This is a genomic window from Saccharomonospora sp., assembly GCF_027317685.1.
GTDB lineage: Bacteria > Actinomycetota > Actinomycetes > Mycobacteriales > Pseudonocardiaceae > Saccharomonospora.
Map to the genome: position 1 here is coordinate 47301 of NZ_DAHVQP010000139.1, position 16985 is coordinate 64285.

Here is a 16985-nt window from a genome sequence, read left to right on the forward strand (position 1 = left end):
TTCGGCATCACCCGGTTCCCGAACGGTCGAAGGGGTCCGCGTGCCACGCCAGTCGATCACCTTCCAATCCCCCCGGTCGCACAGGCAGGGATCTCCCTCGCACCGCGCACGACACGGCCATCCCGGGGAACCGACCTAGGCGTGGGCCGGGAACCGTTCCCAGATCCGGTGTTGATGGAGCAGATCGACGACCCCCCGGAAAAGCGCTTCGACGTCGTCGTCGATGACGACTCCCGGCGCTCTCGTGGGGATCCTCGCACTGTCGAACGCGGACCGGGCGGCGGTTAAGGCACCCAACGGTTTGGCGTGTCGATACGCCTCGGTGAGCATGAGTTCCACGCGCGGGTCGACGGACGCGTCGGCACCGCTCCACGCCTTGGCGTCGCGGGTGGCGAAAGCGTCCCCGCCCGGGGTGGGTGCCGAGACCAGGATCAACGCATCGAGCTCGACGGACCGTCCGGTGACGAAACTGCGTTGCACGGTGAGGGGATCGTCGGTGTCGGCCCCGAGTTCACCTCCGGTGGGCGCGATGATCAGCGGCACCATGTCGCCGTTGAAGATCGCACTCCGCAGGAATCGGACCTCGTCGAGGTCGGCGCTGTCGTCGGCGACGATGCCGACCACCCGCCCCTTGACGGGCCATATGCTCCCCACCTGGGACAACGCCGGACTCGGCGGCACATCCGGGAGCTCCCGAGCAGGCTCGGGCGCGGGCAGTCCGAGTCCCTCCGCCACCCTCTCGCACAGATAGGGGTCGATCTCGGCGAGTGCCCGCAGCGTGCGTTCCTTGACCGCCTGCTCGTAGCACTTGCCGAGTTCGAAGACGAAGCCGTCGATGGTGTGCTCACGTTCGACCGGTGACAGACTCAACCAGAACATCCGCGGCTGGGTGAAGTGATCGGCGAACGACTCGGGTGCCTCGCGTACCTTCTGCGCGGCCGCGACCGGCGCGGGGACCTCGACGTATCCGCCTTCGGGAACACCGGCGAAGAAGGGACACCCACCGTCCAGGGAGTTGGGTTTGTAGGGGGCGACACCGGTGTGCACGGCCGTCTGGTGCATGCCGTCCCGCAGCATGTCGTTGATGGGCGCGTGGGGGCGGTTGATCGGCAGTTGCGCGAAGTTGGGCCCGCCGAGCCGCAGGAGCTGGGTGTCGAGGTAGGAGAACAGCCGCCCGGCCAGCAGTGGATCGTCGGTGACGTCGATGCCGGGCACCAGGTGTCCGGCGTGGAAGGCGACCTGCTCTGTTTCGGCGAAGTAGTTGGTCGGGTTGCGGTTGAGGGTGAGCAGCCCGACCGGCTGAGCCGGCGCCAACTCCTCGGGGACGAGCTTGGTGGGGTCCAACAGGTCGATGCCCTCGAACGTCTGCTCGGGCGTGTCCGGAAAGGTCTGGATGCACAGCTCCCATTCCGGATAGATGCCGGCCTCGATCGCATCGGCCAGATCACGGCGGTGGAAATCGGGGTCCACGCCGTTGCAGATCTGCGCCTCCTCCCACACCAGGGAATGCACGCCCAGTTTGGGTTTCCACAGGAACTTCGCCAACGTCGTCTCGCCATGGGCGTTGACCAGCCGCCAGGTGTGGACGCCGAAGCCCTCCATGGTCCGGTAGGAGCGCGGGATGCCCCGGTCGGACATGACCCAGATCGTGTGGTGCATCGCCTCGGTGTGCAGGGAGACGAAGTCCCAGAAGGTGTCGTGCGCGCTCTGGGCCTGGGGGATCTCCCGATCCGGATGCGGTTTGGCGGCATGGACGAGGTCGGGGAACTTGATCGCGTCCTGGATGAAGAACACCGGGATGTTGTTGGCGACCAGGTCGTACACGCCTTCGGAGGTGTAGAACTTGGTGGCGAAACCACGGGTGTCCCGAACGGTGTCCGCCGAACCCCGGGACCCGATCACCGTGGAGAACCGGGTGAAGGTCGGCGTCTCGACACTCTCCTGGAGGAACGCCGCCTTCGTGACGTTGGCGGCCGTCCCGTAGCTGACGAACACGCCGTGGGCCGCCGCTCCCCGCGCGTGCACCACGCGTTCGGGGATCCGCTCGTGGTCGAAGTGCATGAGCTTTTCCCGCAGGTGGTGGTCCTGCAACAGCACCGGCCCACGGGGTCCCGCCTTGAGCGAGTGATCGGAGTCGGACAGCCGAACCCCCTGTGCGCTGGTCAGGTGTGCGCCGTCCTGCGCCCTGTCCTGCGCGGAGCCGTCCACCGGCCTGCCCGTGGCCGTGCGCAGCTCCGGGGCGGCTTGGTCGGGCTTCGGGTGAAGGGGGTCCCGGGGTTCGGTCGGTTCCTCCAACGCCGGCGACTGGCCGGCCGGCTGCCCCGGGATGGTCTCGGTGGATTCGTCCCCTTCCCGCACCCTGTCGACGATCCTGCTGACCACTGACCAGATCGGGTTGGACTCGTCCACGGTGACTCCTCCCACGTGCCTGCGCGTTTCGGGCGTCGTCGACCCCCGTGGCACGACCGCCACGACGTCCCTCTACCCCGTCGGCAGGACGGATAAGCGGGAACACGGTGAATCCGCGCCCTTTGCGCAGGCACCCGCTCGGGCCGTGTCACCGGCACTGCGGCTCCCGCCCCGGTCGGCCCGTGACACTCAAAGAAACCGGGGCATGACACTCGGCGACCAGCGAGTCCGCGTGGTCGCAGTCGGCGGGATTCGTGAGAGGAGGGATTCGTGGGAGACCGACACGGCGGCGCTCCTCCTCCGGGGAACCGCCGAACCCGGCCGCCCTTCACAGCGGTCGCGCCGCGACTGAACACCCTCGTGGCTTTCTCGAACCCACCCCGGTCACGGTCCCTGCCCCGCGGGTCCGGCTCCCGTCGTGGCCCGGCCCTCCACGAGGCCTCCCGCTGCGACGGCACGCATGCGACATCCACAATCAGGGTGCGCCTGTTTTGGAAGGAGGACGGTATGACCCCGATCCTGAGCAAGTCCGAGGCCGCCGAGCTCGTCGTGGCCGCCCGCATCCGCAAGGGACTGACGTGGGAGGCGATCGCCGAGGAGATCGGCGCTCCGGTCGTATGGACGACAGCGGCGTTGCTCGGTCAGCACCCGATGACCCAGGAGCAGGCCGATCGGGTGTGCCGGTTGCTCGATCTGGACTCCTCGGTGGCGGAAAGCCTGCAGCGCCAACCCATGCGCGGCAGCGACCCCGAGGTGCTGTCCGACCCGACGATCTACCGTTTCGTCGAGGCCCTGAAGGTCTACGGGCCCGCGCTGAAGGAACTGATCCACGAGAAGTTCGGCGACGGCATCATGAGCGCCATCAACTTCCGCGTCGACGTCTCCCGCCGTGAGGACCCGGACGGCGACCGCGTGGTCGTGACCTTCGACGGGAAGTTCCTCGACTACCGCTGGTGATCCGGTCCCGGGTTCGATCGACCCGCGGTGCGGGCACCGTGAGGTGACGCCCCGACGACCTCGGTACCGGAGGTCGTCGGGGCGTCATGGTCTCCCGTCCTCGGTCCTACCCCGCCTCCTGTCGTGGTCCGGATGCGCAAGCGACACCGCCGGGGTGTTCGCCGGGCGTGGTTTCCCCCTCCCCACACCGGGCTTCCACGGCACCGCGTGGAGTCGTCCGTGACGAACGGTCCGGCACGCGCACGAGCGCTGACTCGATCGGCGTCTTCGACGACGCGACGGACATCCCGCTCCACACCACCCGGCGTGCCGCGGTGGCCGTCATGGACTGTCCATGAAGGACCAGCAGGTCTTCTGCCCGAGTGGGGCGGATTCATCGCGGCGCGGACGGTGCCTTCGGCGAGCGAGAACGGCTCCGCCGGGCACGCCACTCGTCGGTCGGTGCTCGGGACCCCACCCCACCGCCACGGCCTGTTTCCCGCTCGTCGCCGCTGTTAGGTTTCGGGCATGCTCGTTCCGACCACGATGCCCGGGGTCGCCGATCCGCAGACGGCCGCACTGCTCCAACCCCGGTGGGACCGGGCGCGCGGCCTGCTCCTGACGGCACTGGCCGGCTGCCCGTGGGCGATCGTCGTGCTGTGCGTACTCGCGGCCGTGCTCACCGGCGCCACGGACGGTTTCACGGCGTGGCTGATCCCACCGATGGCGGGCTCGATACTCCCCGCCGTGATCGCGCTCGTCGGTGTCCGCGGATTGGTGCATGAACCACCGCGGTGGGTGCGGGCGGCGTTCTTCACCGGTGGGGCCCAATTGTTGCTCGGCGTGTTCCCGGTCGTCGGTGTCGCCGCCGGTTCGGGTGGGGCCGGGGCCGCCGTCGCGACCGTGGTCCTCGTCCTCGCGTTGGCGGCGGTGACACTCGCCGTGTCCTTCGCCCGCCGAGCCATGAGCACGTTGTTGACCCCCGTCTCCCCGGAACTGGGCGCGACACCGTTCACCGTCGCGGTTCGAGCACGGCTTCGCGACACCGGACTCGTGTCCGGTTCGGTGTCGATCGGCAGGACCGGCCTCGAGTGGACGGCGCGTCGGCACCGAGCCGTCGGCCACGACCGACTCCTCTTCTCCGAACTACGCGACGTCCAGCCCACCGTGCTGCCCGAGGCGGCCGGACCGGTTCCGTGGCTGATGCTGTCCGACGGTTCCGCGGTGCAGGCCACGCCCGGACCCGCCGTGCTCCTGCACACTCCCTCCCGAACCGTGCTGTTACCTGTGGACGAACCGCATGTGTTCGCCCGGTTGCTCTCCGTACGCGTTTCGACCTGGCGCGCGACACCGCCTTTGTGATGCCGCCCTATCCGCCGCCGACGTCCTGACCCGGCTGCTAAATTCGCTGCGCAACCACGGATCGTGAGGGAGCAGTGATGCTGGGCCAGGACCCCATCAAGGCCGGTGAGCAACTGCAGCAATTCGCGGAGAACCTGCAACAGAAGGCACAGCGCTATTCCGCGCTACACCAGCGCCTCGGCTCGGTCGGCGTCACGGAGCGCTCGGCGGGTGGTGAGGTGACGGTCACCGTCGACGCGAACGGCGTGTTGACCGATCTGGAGCTGTCGGAGCGGACAAAAGGGATGGACCCGGCCATGGTGTCCGCCACGATCATGAGTTGTCTGCGGCAGGCGCAGGCCAAGCTGCGTGAGCAGGTGGCCACCCTCGTGCACGAGACGGTCGGCGACGACCCCGCCGGTAACAACATCGTCAACCAGTACGCCGAACGCTTCCCCGACCCGGTCGACGAGGACGGGGACGATCCGTCCCTGCGCGAATTGTCGATCGGTCGACTCGAAGACGAATCGGCTGAACGGAAACCGGAACCGCGACGGCCTCGGCCACGTCCACTCGAGGACGAAGACGACGATCTGGGTGGCGGGTCCATCCTGCGGCGTTAGAGAAAGGACGCTGATGGCCGACTTCCAAGTGGTGCTGGAGGAACTCCGCAGCCACGCGAAGACGATGGAGTCGTTCTCGCAGAGGGCTGGCACGGCCGCGGACGCCGGCTCGCACCTGGCCGGTCTCGACGAAGCGTACGGCGTGTTGTGCCAGCCGTTCGGTTCGATGGTGCGGGAACCGCAGAACCGAGGTGCCGAGGCCTTGGCGAAGACCCAGAAAGTGACTCAAAACCTGGCACGGGCCCTGGACGAGGCGGCGAACGCCTACGAACGGCTCGAAGAGTTCATCGTCGAACGGCTCAACCGGATCGGCCGTGACGTCGAGGCGTCCGGGAACTTCGTGCACGGGGGCGGGGCCCGGTGAACAACCCGTTGGTCGTGGACAACACCGACCCGGACAACTTCTACGCCGAGGACCGTAAGGACGGCGACCCGTTCACGAAGATGGAAATCCCGAGCCGGGACGGCACCGGGTTCATGACCGGGATCACGCCGTTCGAGGCCGGGTGGGCGATCGCCGAAGGCATCGACCGGGGCGATTGGGCGTTGTCGGTCAGTGGCCTGGTCGGGGTGGGGCTCGACACCGCCGCCGCCGTCACGGACCCGATCGGCTTCGTCGCGGGCCAGGTGATCTCGTGGATGCTCGAACACATCGAGCCTGCGCGGGAGGCGCTCGACAAGCTCGCGGGCAACCCGGACATGGTGAAGGCCTACGCGGAGTCGTGGACCAACATCGAGAAGGAGATGACCGAGCTCGCCGAGGAGGTCAAGAGCGCGGCTCCGGCGGAGACGCAGAACTGGCTGGGCGGTGCCGCTGAGGCCTACCGCGCGAAGGCGGAGGAACTCTCCGCCGTGTACAACAACGCGGCGGGCGCGGCGCACGGCATCGCCGGTCTGACCGTGGGGATGGCCGAGGTCGTCAACGGTGTCCGCACGGCGGTGCGGGATCTGCTCGCCAGCATCGCGGGCTCCCTGGTGAGCTGGACCATCGAACTGCTGTGTTCGCTGGGCACGGCCGCCCCCGCCGTGGCCGCCCAGGCCACGACCGCGATCTCCCGCGTGGTGAGCAAGGTGGGCAAGCTGCTGACAGCGCTGGGGAAGGCGATGACGGACGCCATCACCTGGCTGACCGTGCTCCGTGACCTGTTCGACGGCCTCATCCGCGCGCTCGACGCCTGGTCCGACAGCCAACAGACGGCGCCGACGGTCGTGTAGCCACGGTGCTGATTCGAAACGGTCGGGCCGGCGCGGGAACGCCCGTCCCGACCGCAGGCCTCCCGAACGAAAGCCCGCTGATCGTCGAGCTGTCGGGTCGATCCTGAATCGGGGGTGTCGATCGGAACACCGTCCCGATCGTTTCCCGCGACAATCGCCCACAGTGGCTGAAGCCGTTCGGTCGGCAACCGTCCTTTCTGAACGGTTCGGGAGTACGCGCCAGTGCGCATCAGACCCCTATCCGGCTCTTCTGTCCGAGCACATCGGAATGGCGGAATACCTTTGCCGATTACCCGGAACCGCCTCGACACCGACGTGAACCCCCCGTCCACCGGTGAGCCCCGTCCGGCTTTCGGTGGCACGGACCGGCTTCCGCTCGTCGCAGGCCGTACCGTAAGCGGCATTCTGCCGTGGACAACGGTGGTTGCCACTGGACCTGACGGCTACCGGCCTCGCGTCCGTGTCGTGATCGCGCGATGCCGGACCTACTCAGCGGCCCATTCGTAGGTCAGTTCGTACCGGTCGGCGGGGAGGACCATGTCGTTCATCTCCAGTGGTGTGCCGTCCTCCCGGTAGGCCACCCGCGTCACGGTGATGACCGGGATGCCTTGACCGAGCTGAAGTGCTGATGCCTCCTCGGGTGTGGGCATGCGGGAGCCGACGTGCTCGGCGTAGTGGCCGATGGTGTGTCCGGCTTCCTCCAGTCGCGCGTACGCTCCGCCAGGGCCGGTGTCGACCTCTTCGATCGCGGTGCCGCGCGTGAACGTGCGCGGCAGGCGGGAAACGGCGAGTTGCACCACGAGCCCGTCGGCCCGCATCACGCGATCCCGCACGGTCACCTCATCTCCCGGCTGGATTCCGAGATGACCGGCGGCACGCTCGTCGGCCGGCTCGAACCGCACGCGCACCGAACTGCTGGGCGTGAAGCCCTGCGCGGCCGCGTCGGCGAGGAAGGCGCCCTTGTTCTCCGCGCGCGCCGCCCGCGACAACCGGGATCGCGACAGACGCTGGATGGATGCGGGTGGACGCACGAACACTCCGCGCCCGTGCTCGGTGACAACAACTCCTTCAGCGCGAAGGATGCCGAGTGCTTCGCGAATGGTGAGCCGCGAAACACCATAGGTTTCGATCATGGCTCGCTCACTGGGCAGCTTGTCGCCAGGCGCGTACTCGCCCGCGGTGATGCGCTCCCTCAAGTCCGCTGCGACCTGTCGGTGCACGGGGACACCGCTTGTCTTGTCCACCATTCGATCGATTCTCCCCGGGGTCGGTTGTCATGACCAGATCACGTCTTGACCCCCGCCCCTCGGTCCGCCACCGCACCAACTGGCACAGATGACATTACCAGTTGGGGGCATGGTGCAGCGCTACCTCTGGCAACAGGCGGACGGCAAACGACACGCCTACGACACCGAGCATCACCATCCAGCCGCAGCACGGGCACTACCGGTTCTGTGCGGCGCGACCGTTACCCCGAAGGCAGACGACATGGTCGGAGTCTGGCTCGATCCCACCTGCTGGCAGTGCGATCGGGAAATCCGCATCCGACTCGACTTCCCGGCGAACGAGATACCCGATGCCCCCGGGCAGACGGACACACAGTGATCGTCTGCCCGTCAGCGACTGGATCCTCTCGACGACGAACCCCACACAGCTGTGGCACTCGACAACCGCTGCACTTCCCCGCGTTGCCGATCGGCCATCCGTCGCTGCCGACCTGTCCCTGGTCGATGACGACTGGCGCCTCATCGCCTGGGCCGATCCGACCACACCATCGCCGCACGCCCTCCTCAAAGGACACTCCAGCAGCTCATGTAGACCACTGGCCTGCGTGAGCGGGCACTGCGACCTCCGGGCCACGCCATCACCACAGAAGACGCGCGTTCCTTCCCCATGACCAACAGAAATCACCACGGGCCACTGCGCCCACCTAGGTATGAATCTGTGTCAGGACGTCAACGAATTCGTCCCGGTGATATTGCCAGCGAGATCCGTGGGCCCGGAAAAGCCAACACCACGCCCCCCTTGACGGACGCACATCCGCAGCCGAAGGACAGTGCCCGTCTCATGTCGGGGCCCATCTCATGTCGGATCGCGATTACGGGGCGAAGGCACTGGATATCGGTCCCCGAGCGGAATGCGGACTGGCCGGTTAGGTGTCGGGTCCGGCCCTGAGCCTGCAGCGGAACTATGTCCACAAGCCCGCCCAGCGACGTGTCGACGTGGATGTGGCTGCGGCAAACCCATACCTGCGCCCCAGCCTGTCGAACAAGCACGCCAGGTTCGAGCTCGACCGGCACCCGAAGCTCCCACTACGCCGCGAGAGCGAGGGCGAGAACGTCACCATCGCGTGCAGTGCCCGCGCTCGGCTTGACCTCACCCGATACCCTGCCGGGACACCAGAACACGAGCATGCAAACACGGTCGCTTCCCAACGGCAAGCAGAAACCAGCCCAACTACCGTCCAGGGTAATAGCAGGAAGAGCAAAGCGCTCCGCATTGACCGTTGGCGCAGCTGGAAGGTCGACAGTGATCCGGGCGGACCCGAACACGTGGCCAAAGGATCATGAGGTCACGAAATCACCCGTCAGGCCTGAAGAACAGTGAACGGCACGAGTTCATGGACAAAAACCATGGACGCCAAGCTTCTAACACAGCCTTCGATGACTCGAGCAGCGAGTGCCACACGCAAGTGCTGACTCGAAACTCCGGAACGGACCGACCACCGCCCCAGTTGATCGAATGGCCGCAGCGTCCAGCCGGTTCAGCCGGACACGTCAACGCGCTGTCCATGGACGAGCGATCACGCGTGATCTCGTCGGTGGTTGCGATTCGAGATCAGACGAGTGGGCCGGGCGGGACTCGAACCCGCGGCCAAGGGATTATGAGGCCGCGACGGCGCGGATGGTGTCGTCGAGGAGTTCTCGGCGACCGTGGTGGCGGGCCAGGGCTTCCCAGTTTCTGGGGTGCGATGCCGTGTTCGACCCGGATTCGCCTGCTGACATGGGCTTTCCGTTGCCGGGTGTAGTACTGCTCGTACCAAGATGGCGGGTTCTTCCGGAACTTCCGGTGTGGCGGAGTGATGATCTACCCATCGGTGTGGGAGCCTGAGTCCCTGGCAGCTGACATCGGCCAGAATCGAGACGCGGGGGCCGTGACGGAGCAGGTCAACCAATCCAGACTGCCGAGCGTGGGTGATATCAGCACAACTGCCCGGCCGCACCGCTCCGCAGAACAACATCCGCCCCTCTCGGCCAGTGAACACCAGGGCTTTCACGGCATTCCACTTGCTCTTTCCCCAGGTGAACCAGTCCCGATCGATCCTCCCTGCAGCCGGTCGGCGGACTCGAATCGCGGTGGCATCCAGGATCGCGTCCTGCCCGCTGGCGCCGAGATGGTCGATAATCTCGGCCAACGTGGACAACCGCTGTCCCTGGCCGATCCGGCAGCCGCGCTCGACCAAAAGGGGCCGGGTCTCGCCGATGGCCCGAGTGATCGTGGAACCATCGACCTCGAACCATGCCGCCAACACATCGTGCGTCGTGACCTGACGCAGGTGCACCAACGTCGCCCACAGCCGATCCACAAACACGAGTCGGTACTTGGCACCCGCCCCGAGCGCGCGCTGCCACGCCCGCGCGGACAATCGAGCCTCCCGCCGCGCCTGCCATACCGGGCCAAGCTCGGCCACCAGATTACCAATCACCTCGGCCGACAACCCGATCACCCGACGCTGAGACAACAAGCCCACACGATCCACACCAAAACCATCTCACCAGATCCACAACTACGCACGAGGTCGTTAATCTCCAGCAGCGGTACGCACTGTGGTGCATCATTGGCTTGATCCGAGTGTGAGAAAAAGATTAAGCGGCTGGCCGCTTCCGTCGACGGCGAGATGAATTTTGGTGCTCAGTCCTCCTAGCGAACGGCCGAGGGCTTGTGGAAGCCCCTTCACTCTGGCGGCGTACTGGTAGGCACGCACCACGATGGATCCACGCTGACCGTCCAGTCCAACTCGCCGGACGCATCAGCCGCCCGCTGTAGCTCGGTCGCGGCCCGAGCCCTGCCAGCAAAGCGCTTCCGCACTAGCGGGGGATCCCCTGCCTACCTGCTTTTTCCATACAAATTTCAGTCTCCGAAACCAATGTTTTAGACTCATACAATTCCGCGCTAACACCTGAATGAAGCAGTATAGAAAAAGTGACCCCAACCACAACCCCATAGACCAAGGGGCGACCTACTCACTACCTTTAAATGGATACTTAAGACACTTAAGAAACGGCAGAACTATTCATAGTTATAACATCCTCCTGTGCCGCACATCCTATTGTGCGCCACTTTCAACCAGCATCACGCCGAGGTGATTCAATTCCCTTAAAGCTGCAGCTACACGTGTAGCAACAAGGCGAAGCCTCATTCAGCTTTTCGATGTGTCACATTTAATGTAGAACATATGATCTAAAAGCGATAAAAAAGGAGATCTTGTGTCAACTGAACCTGCAAGCCAGTACTCGCACATTTCTTACACACCATCTGACACCGAATCACGCATCGACGCGCTCATCGAGGCCAGTCATCATTGGACACCTGTACAGGGGCGCATAATCAAGAACTTCGATACGCGGGCGTTTACTGAAGCATTGCTGGCCGAAGTACCTGCGACCTCATCACGCCCCACGAAGACAGGGCTGACGCAGTACTGCGAGTACTTGCGGATCAACTCTTCTTCAAAGGAGCACCGGAGCACCTATCGCCTAGCTCAGGGGATGTAGTAAACAAAATCCGGGACGCTGTTGCCTATGATCGGCCCTTGGAAATAGTCATTCCCTCCTTCCCTGGCCGTCCGTCAAGCCCTATCACTCATCTGCGCATGGAGCCCGATATTAGCGAACTGTACGCATTCGCACTGCTGGCCAGGATCGACAAGGCAGTAAAATACATTTATCCGCCTGGAGTTCATTTCACAATCATTCTTGACGGAAAAGCGTACGATCCCTTCTATGGGTACACCCCTGAGGCCGACGCCGCCTATCCCGATTATCTGGCTGGACTAGTCTCGTCCGCTGGCTTGTCGTCAGTCATAAGCATGATAGACCTAGCCGATATGGTCGCCGCGCGACGTCCCGAGTTCGACGCACTGAAGCCGAAGGTAGAAGCACGATTGGTCCATAACTGGCGTGATCCGTCCTTCGCACTCAGAGAAGAACTTTTACACACGATGCGCCTAGGAAGCAACACGTACTCAGTGAATGCCGCTGCTGTCGAACTTGCCAAGTACTCCGACAAGTACTCCGACAATGAAATTGTTTCCCTCGTCCGCCGGATGTCGTCCGCGGCAGCGGATCGCGCGCGCGAAACAGCCTTCGAGTACATGGTCTTCCTCACCGTAATCAAAGAGATGCGACTCATCTCAGAGCGGTTCCCGACAGCGGTACGAGGCACCGTACACCCAAAGCCGGGTCAGTATGCACCAAGGCTCACGCATCCATCAGTTCATATCGCTCCTTGGCACGGGGTTGGAATTTTACTACCTGATGGACACGTCAATTCCGTTTATGAAGCTCACGTGTGGGCTAACCCGCAAGGTTTCCGCGGTGTATACCTAGCGGGCGAATACACTCCATTCTTCTACGAGCAGATCTAACGATGAATATCGTTACTCTCTCCGACGTGTTCCGCTCTGACTGGACCATGTCAATGCGAGAGCCCTATCGCTCCAATGGTTTTGTTCCGTTGAACACCGCACTATTGGATGGGCAAAGTGGCGGCGTGGTCACCATCGCAGGCGAGACTCCTCTACTTGTTCACAAAAGCGCCGTCGAACCCGATATAATCGACGCTATCAGGGCATCTGGACTAGCACCGACATGCAACTTCCGACGCTATCAGAACCGTGCCGAACACCTCAAATTAATGGCACAACTTCCAGCAGGATCATTGGTATTGCAGCATGCCTGCCCAGTTCAAGAGATTCCCCCTCGTCAATATTGGTTCAACCGAGATCGCCTCATAGAATTAAATGACAAAGCCAATCTCGCAGAGCACGTCGGGCTCGAGAATTCTCCACAACGGCGATTATTACAAATTGAAGAAGCGGTCGCTAAGATAAAGAACTTCCCCGTCGCCGTAAAAGCATCGAGCGACGTGTCGCTCGGTGCCGCTGAGGGCGTGAGACTGTGTCATACTTACGATGCCTTTCGAAAGGCACTTTGCGATTTCGCTAGTTGTGAACGGATAGTTGTCGAACAGTGGCTGAACTTCGATATCTCGTATTGCCTAAGTTTCGCCGTCACAGAGAACAGTCAGATCCACTACCTAGGAGCTGCGGAACAAATAGTAGCTCCAGGGGGTCAGCATCAAGGGAATTGGCTCGGTTCCTCCGTCCAGGCCAGCTCACATCTCATTGATGTTGGCCGACGCGCTGCTGCATCGGCCGCGCGCTGTGGCTACGTCGGCTTCATCGGAGTCGACGTATGCGAGGCAGAGCCATATGGCGGCGTGGCTTTCGATCTCAATTGCCGGCTAAATTACTCTACGATCCCCCTTCTCCTTCAGGCCAGAGGCTCCGTGCCAGACTTCCCCGTTATTCTAAGCAAGGGACTTCGGATGCCTCCCTATGCCACTCAAACGAAGGCATGGAAACGATTTAAAGACATGCTTGGCGAATACGTTTTCGTTTACGCAGGCTACATCGGCGAACAGACTTTTGTTCGAGCCCTTATATGCGGCCCCTCGCGGACAAAAGTCGCAGAACAGGATGCGGCCCTAGAGCAATTAATTGCGGAGATTTGGAAACAATGAAACGCACAATAGTTGTGGATGCCTTTACGACTGGGCGATACCTCCCCGAAGCACTGCGGGAACGAGGCGTAGAAGTGCGCCACATTATGAGTAAACAACCAAGCGATTACTTTGCGGAAGAACAAATCGACCCACACTCACAGGTTTGGCAAAATAACTCAACAGTTCTGATGGAATTGAAAGAATGGAGCGCTGATTCAGTCGTTGCAGGTTCTGAAACCGGTGTCGAACTGGCAGACTACTTGGCGTCGACACTGAATCTCGACGGTAATGACCCTCGGACCAGTATTGTGCGGAGGGATAAAGCTGAGCTGCACAAAACTTTGCGCGATGCGAACGTGGCGACTCCGCGCTCTGTAGTCGTCACCTCGGCCGCCTTGGCGGTACAGATGATAGAAGAAGCCCATCTCTGCCTACCACTCATCGTGAAGCCGGCACGCAGCGCAGGGTCGGACCGCGTCCGACGCTGTTCGACGAGGCAGGCTGTAGATCTGGCCATTACTGACGCTCTTGCGGACACAAACTTGTTTGGAGAGCGAACCAACGGTATGGTCGTCATTCAGGAGTTTTTAGAAGGTGTAGAATTTGCCGTAAACACAGTTTCCAAGAATGGAAGTCACTTTATTTGCGAGATTTGGCGTCACAATAAGAGGATAATTGACAACAGGCCCGTGTACGACGTTGAACACGCAGTTCCTATAGAGTCAGTGAATGAAGAGTTGATTGAGTATGTAAAGCTCATCTTAGATACAGTTGGAGTGCGATACGGGGCAGCTCACTTGGAGTTGTTTGTCACAGAACGAGGCCCGGTACTTATCGACTTCGGTGCGCGCCTATCTGGAGGGATGCTGCCGCAGGTCACCGAAAGTTTTTTTGGTGCTTCGCAGTTTACAGCGCTGGTCAACTTGCTTTGCGCTGGAGAACTGCCCGCCCCTCAGTTGCAAGGATCAATCCATCAGGATCTTGCAATCAAGAACCTTATATTCCCATATGAGAAGGGTTATTTCACGCCGACCGCCAACGAGCGGATTAGCCACTTATCATCGGTTGTTGGTATGCATCTCAATAAGAGTAGTTTAAAGCGGACCGTGGATCTCCCATCATCGCCAGGTTACGTGTACTTGGCAGGCCCAACAGAGAAAGTCGCCGATGATATTGAAACGTTGCGCCAGTGGGAGGCGTGCTGCGACGATCCTGACTCCCTTTTTGCGAACATGGCAGAAGCTAATGCCACCGCTTGCTGAGCGCTCAGCAGCGCCAATTCAACGGCGCATTGTCCGAAGACTCGCCGCTGTGCAACTGATATCTGGCGTCGGAACATCGATCGGAGTGGCATCAGCCGGACTCGCGGTCGTGGCCGTCGCCTCGGAGAAACTCGGTGGACTCGGCCAGACACTTCTGCTAGTGGGAACCACCGTGGGAGCACTGCTAGTCGCAAGGGTTTCACACACCAGCGGCAGACGGCCGGCGCTCACAACAGCTTTCGCACTCGCAGCCCTAGGCGCAGCCGTGGTGTGTTTGGCGCTATGGGCAGACTTACTGCTTCTGCTCATTCTGGGGCTGCTCATCTTTGGATTCGGGTCCTCTGCAAGTTATTCGGCGAGATACGCAGCCATGGATCTCGCAATCCCCGAGCGTCGCGCACGCGACGCTTCGCTCGTAATGTTTTTCACGGCTGTTGGATCCTTCATCGGACCGCAAATCGGCACGTTTATCTCAGGAGGAACTGAGGATCTACGAACTTCTCTCATCTGGTCATTTGGCACAGCGGCTATAGCCTTCACTTCCGTTGCTGTAGCAATGTTCTTCGCACTTCAACCCGACCCGCTCATACTCGCTCGGACGCTGCAAAAGCAAGAAGAACCCGCTGACAGCGGCACCAAATCCTCCCAAACAAAAGGAAGTTCTCTTAACAGTATTTTTAAACGTTCCGATGCGATCTACGCGTGTTTTTCAGTAGTTATCGCACACGGAGCGATGGTCACCATCATGGCGGCCAGTCCTCTCGCAATCATGGAGCATGGGGGTAGCTACTCCGAAAGCAATCTGGTCATCAGTGTCCATCTTGCCGGGATGTACCTATTCAGTCCTGCTGTTGGATCAGTGGTCAGCAGAGTGGGATCAAAGAAAGCTCTGATGGCATCAACTCTACTGATGGCAGCGGCTACCATGATCTTGCTTCCCTTTAGTCACTCGCTCCCGGTCATGGTGCTAAGTCTTTTTCTAATTGGCCTAGCATGGTCTGGCGGAATTCTTGCTGGTGCCGCTCTCTTAGTCGATTCGGTGTTGGTGGACGAACGAGCGACCGCACAAGGCACCGTTGACGTGCTCATGGATATCGCCGCGGTTGTCGGGTCGCTCGGGTCTGGCCTGGCGGTCGCCTTGGGTGGCATCGAAGCCATAGCAATTCCCACAACGCTAGCACTGCTCTTTTTCCCTGTGGTAAGGGCGCTTAGGCGTAGCAGATGGAGGTTGTCCCGTTGAGACTGTTCAGAGAGGCTGACGCTGTAATCTTCGATCTAGATGGGACGTTAGTCGACACCGTGTCCTTGCGCGCTGAGGCATGGTCGGCGGCGCTGGCTTCACATGGTGTAGAGCTCCCCGCGCCGAAGGCTGCACGGCTGGTTGGTGCTAGTGTCAGCCGGGTTGTCGCAGATGTAGCAGCCGCACATCAGGTAGACCTCGACGAGCAAGTTATTGAAAAAAAGTATCGACATGAGCTGAAATATCATCTTCCCAAAGCTCGCCCTTTATTAGGCGCAGTCAATATCCTTCGGGTTTTTGAAGCCAAGAAACATCCATGGGCCATTGCAACTTCAGCCACACGTAAAGAGGCCGAATATTTGCTGGCGCAATGCTTGCTGCTAGACAAATGGTGCTTAGCATCTCGGGACGATGTCCAACAGGCAAAGCCGCATCCAGATCTGTTGCACACTGCTGCACGTCTTATTTTGCCATCTCCCCATGGCCGGTGCATCGTAGTGGGCGATAGCGTTTGGGACGCCCAAGCGGCTTCAGCAGCTCGGATGCCCTTCGTCGGCGTAACGACGGGCGGCGCTACCCGCAAGGCCTTGCTCGATGCAGGCGCTGCATGGGTGATTGATGATCTGGTTGAATTGCTAGAGTGAATGGGCTGCGGTCGTCGCTGTTTCGGCTTGCGCTGCGATAATTATATCAACTCGACGGGCGGCCGAGTGGCGCGGGCATGGCCCTGATTAACGATGAGAACTGATTGGCGCCGAGAAGCCGTGCCCGCGCTCTCATCAGCACCTATGGAGCTACTCTTGATTTATTCCTCTGCGACAGCGGAGATTCGTGCATTTTGAGATTCTTTGTTTAATTCCCGGTTAATATTGCAGGAGGGCAACCCTAGTAAGTACTGGATACCTGCCTCTCATTGCTTGCTATCTCCGTTCTCTAACAGCCTTGCATTTCCCTAGTCGAATCTTCAACTCCATATTCAATGGTTCCTTAGAAGTGACACCTTCGCTGACTGAAGAAAAGAGCTTCGCGATGACACAACATCAACACCCACCACTCACGACAATAAGAACAAATGGTTGACTCCAAGAAGTTTCACACCTGACGCTTTGGCATCCTCGATCCAAGGATCTCCGCAGCTTTCCTATCCGCCGCAGCAACCCACGCGGCATACAC

At 61.5% G+C, this 16985-nt stretch carries 14 protein-coding genes and 1 pseudogene; 11 read left to right on the forward strand and 4 right to left on the reverse strand.

Translation table 11 applies throughout. The features are described from left to right. Positions 1-135 precede the first annotated feature (135 nt). Positions 136-2409 (reverse strand): catalase, encoded by a 2274-nt coding sequence (locus M7H19_RS17090; RefSeq protein ID WP_282772571.1) that lies wholly within the window; start codon positions 2407-2409, stop codon positions 136-138. Positions 2410-2916: 507 nt separating this feature from the next. On the opposite strand from M7H19_RS17090, the gene cynS reads away from it, so the two are divergent. From cynS to M7H19_RS17115, 5 genes are all read left to right on the forward strand, one after another. Further along, positions 2917-3366 (forward strand): cyanase, encoded by a 450-nt coding sequence (cynS, locus tag M7H19_RS17095; RefSeq protein WP_037311579.1) that lies wholly within the window; start codon positions 2917-2919, stop codon positions 3364-3366. 507 nt (positions 3367-3873) lie between these two features. Next, complete coding sequence (locus M7H19_RS17100; RefSeq protein WP_298182660.1) at positions 3874-4707, forward strand: hypothetical protein; 834 nt, start codon at positions 3874-3876, stop codon at positions 4705-4707. Positions 4708-4784: 77 nt separating this feature from the next. Continuing rightward, complete coding sequence (locus M7H19_RS17105; RefSeq protein WP_282772566.1) at positions 4785-5309, forward strand: YbaB/EbfC family nucleoid-associated protein; 525 nt, start codon at positions 4785-4787, stop codon at positions 5307-5309. A gap of 13 nt (positions 5310-5322) precedes the next feature. Then, a complete protein-coding gene (locus M7H19_RS17110) occupies positions 5323-5673 on the forward strand; it encodes a type VII secretion target (protein ID WP_015785760.1) in 351 nt (116 codons plus the stop codon). After that, positions 5670-6524, forward strand: a complete 855-nt coding sequence (locus M7H19_RS17115; protein WP_015785759.1) for an EspA/EspE family type VII secretion system effector — start codon at positions 5670-5672, stop codon at positions 6522-6524. Before M7H19_RS17110 ends, M7H19_RS17115 begins: the two co-directional genes overlap by 4 nt. 485 nt (positions 6525-7009) lie before the next feature. Here M7H19_RS17115 and M7H19_RS17120 read toward each other — a convergent pair whose 3' ends face one another. Beyond that, positions 7010-7771 (reverse strand): GntR family transcriptional regulator, encoded by a 762-nt coding sequence (locus M7H19_RS17120; RefSeq protein WP_298182665.1) that lies wholly within the window; start codon positions 7769-7771, stop codon positions 7010-7012. 112 nt (positions 7772-7883) lie between these two features. Between M7H19_RS17120 and M7H19_RS17125 the strand changes: the two genes are divergently transcribed. Further along, the gene (locus M7H19_RS17125; RefSeq protein ID WP_037312701.1) at positions 7884-8129 is read left to right on the forward strand and encodes a zinc finger protein; all 246 of its coding nucleotides are present in this window, start codon (positions 7884-7886) and stop codon (positions 8127-8129) included. Between the two features lie 1198 nt (positions 8130-9327). Here M7H19_RS17125 and M7H19_RS17130 read toward each other — a convergent pair. Then, positions 9328-10251 carry a transposase family protein gene (locus tag M7H19_RS17130; protein ID WP_298182667.1) on the reverse strand — a complete coding sequence of 308 codons (924 nt, stop codon included), beginning with the start codon at positions 10249-10251 and terminating at the stop codon, positions 9328-9330. A 141-nt stretch (positions 10252-10392) separates the two neighbouring features. Then, positions 10393-10518 (reverse strand): annotated as a pseudogene (locus M7H19_RS17135) (IS5/IS1182 family transposase); the annotation flags it as partial. Positions 10519-11307: 789 nt separating this feature from the next. On the opposite strand from M7H19_RS17135, the gene M7H19_RS17140 reads away from it, so the two are divergent. The 5 genes from M7H19_RS17140 to M7H19_RS17160 are packed head-to-tail and all read left to right on the forward strand — an operon-like array spanning position 11308 to position 16456. Continuing rightward, a complete protein-coding gene (locus M7H19_RS17140; RefSeq protein ID WP_282772639.1) occupies positions 11308-12171 on the forward strand; it encodes an L-tyrosine/L-tryptophan isonitrile synthase family protein in 864 nt (287 codons plus the stop codon). A gap of 26 nt (positions 12172-12197) precedes the next feature. Then, positions 12198-13328 carry a hypothetical protein gene (locus tag M7H19_RS17145; protein ID WP_298182669.1) on the forward strand — a complete coding sequence of 377 codons (1131 nt, stop codon included), beginning with the start codon at positions 12198-12200 and terminating at the stop codon, positions 13326-13328. Beyond that, a complete protein-coding gene (locus M7H19_RS17150) occupies positions 13325-14572 on the forward strand; it encodes an ATP-grasp domain-containing protein (protein ID WP_282772558.1) in 1248 nt (415 codons plus the stop codon). The genes M7H19_RS17145 and M7H19_RS17150 overlap by 4 nt, the downstream gene beginning before the upstream one ends. Further along, positions 14556-15812, forward strand: coding sequence for an MFS transporter (locus tag M7H19_RS17155; RefSeq protein WP_363321379.1), 1257 nt, complete (start codon positions 14556-14558; stop codon positions 15810-15812). The genes M7H19_RS17150 and M7H19_RS17155 overlap by 17 nt, the downstream gene beginning before the upstream one ends. After that, on the forward strand, positions 15809-16456 hold the full coding sequence (locus M7H19_RS17160; protein ID WP_282772554.1) for an HAD family hydrolase: 648 nt from the start codon (positions 15809-15811) through the stop codon (positions 16454-16456). Before M7H19_RS17155 ends, M7H19_RS17160 begins: the two co-directional genes overlap by 4 nt. The last annotated feature ends 529 nt before the right edge of the window (positions 16457-16985 follow it).

Coding starts and splice junctions, on each gene's coding strand:
- cynS (WP_037311579.1), top strand. CDS start 2,917: ATGACCCCGATCCTGAGCAAGTCCGAGGCCGCCGAGCTCGTCGTGGCC.
- M7H19_RS17100 (WP_298182660.1), top strand. CDS start 3,874: ATGCTCGTTCCGACCACGATGCCCGGGGTCGCCGATCCGCAGACGGCC.
- M7H19_RS17105 (WP_282772566.1), top strand. CDS start 4,785: ATGCTGGGCCAGGACCCCATCAAGGCCGGTGAGCAACTGCAGCAATTC.
- M7H19_RS17110 (WP_015785760.1), top strand. CDS start 5,323: ATGGCCGACTTCCAAGTGGTGCTGGAGGAACTCCGCAGCCACGCGAAG.
- M7H19_RS17120 (WP_298182665.1), bottom strand. CDS start 7,771: ATGGTGGACAAGACAAGCGGTGTCCCCGTGCACCGACAGGTCGCAGCG.
- M7H19_RS17150 (WP_282772558.1), top strand. CDS start 13,325: ATGAAACGCACAATAGTTGTGGATGCCTTTACGACTGGGCGATACCTC.
- M7H19_RS17155 (WP_363321379.1), top strand. CDS start 14,556: ATGCCACCGCTTGCTGAGCGCTCAGCAGCGCCAATTCAACGGCGCATT.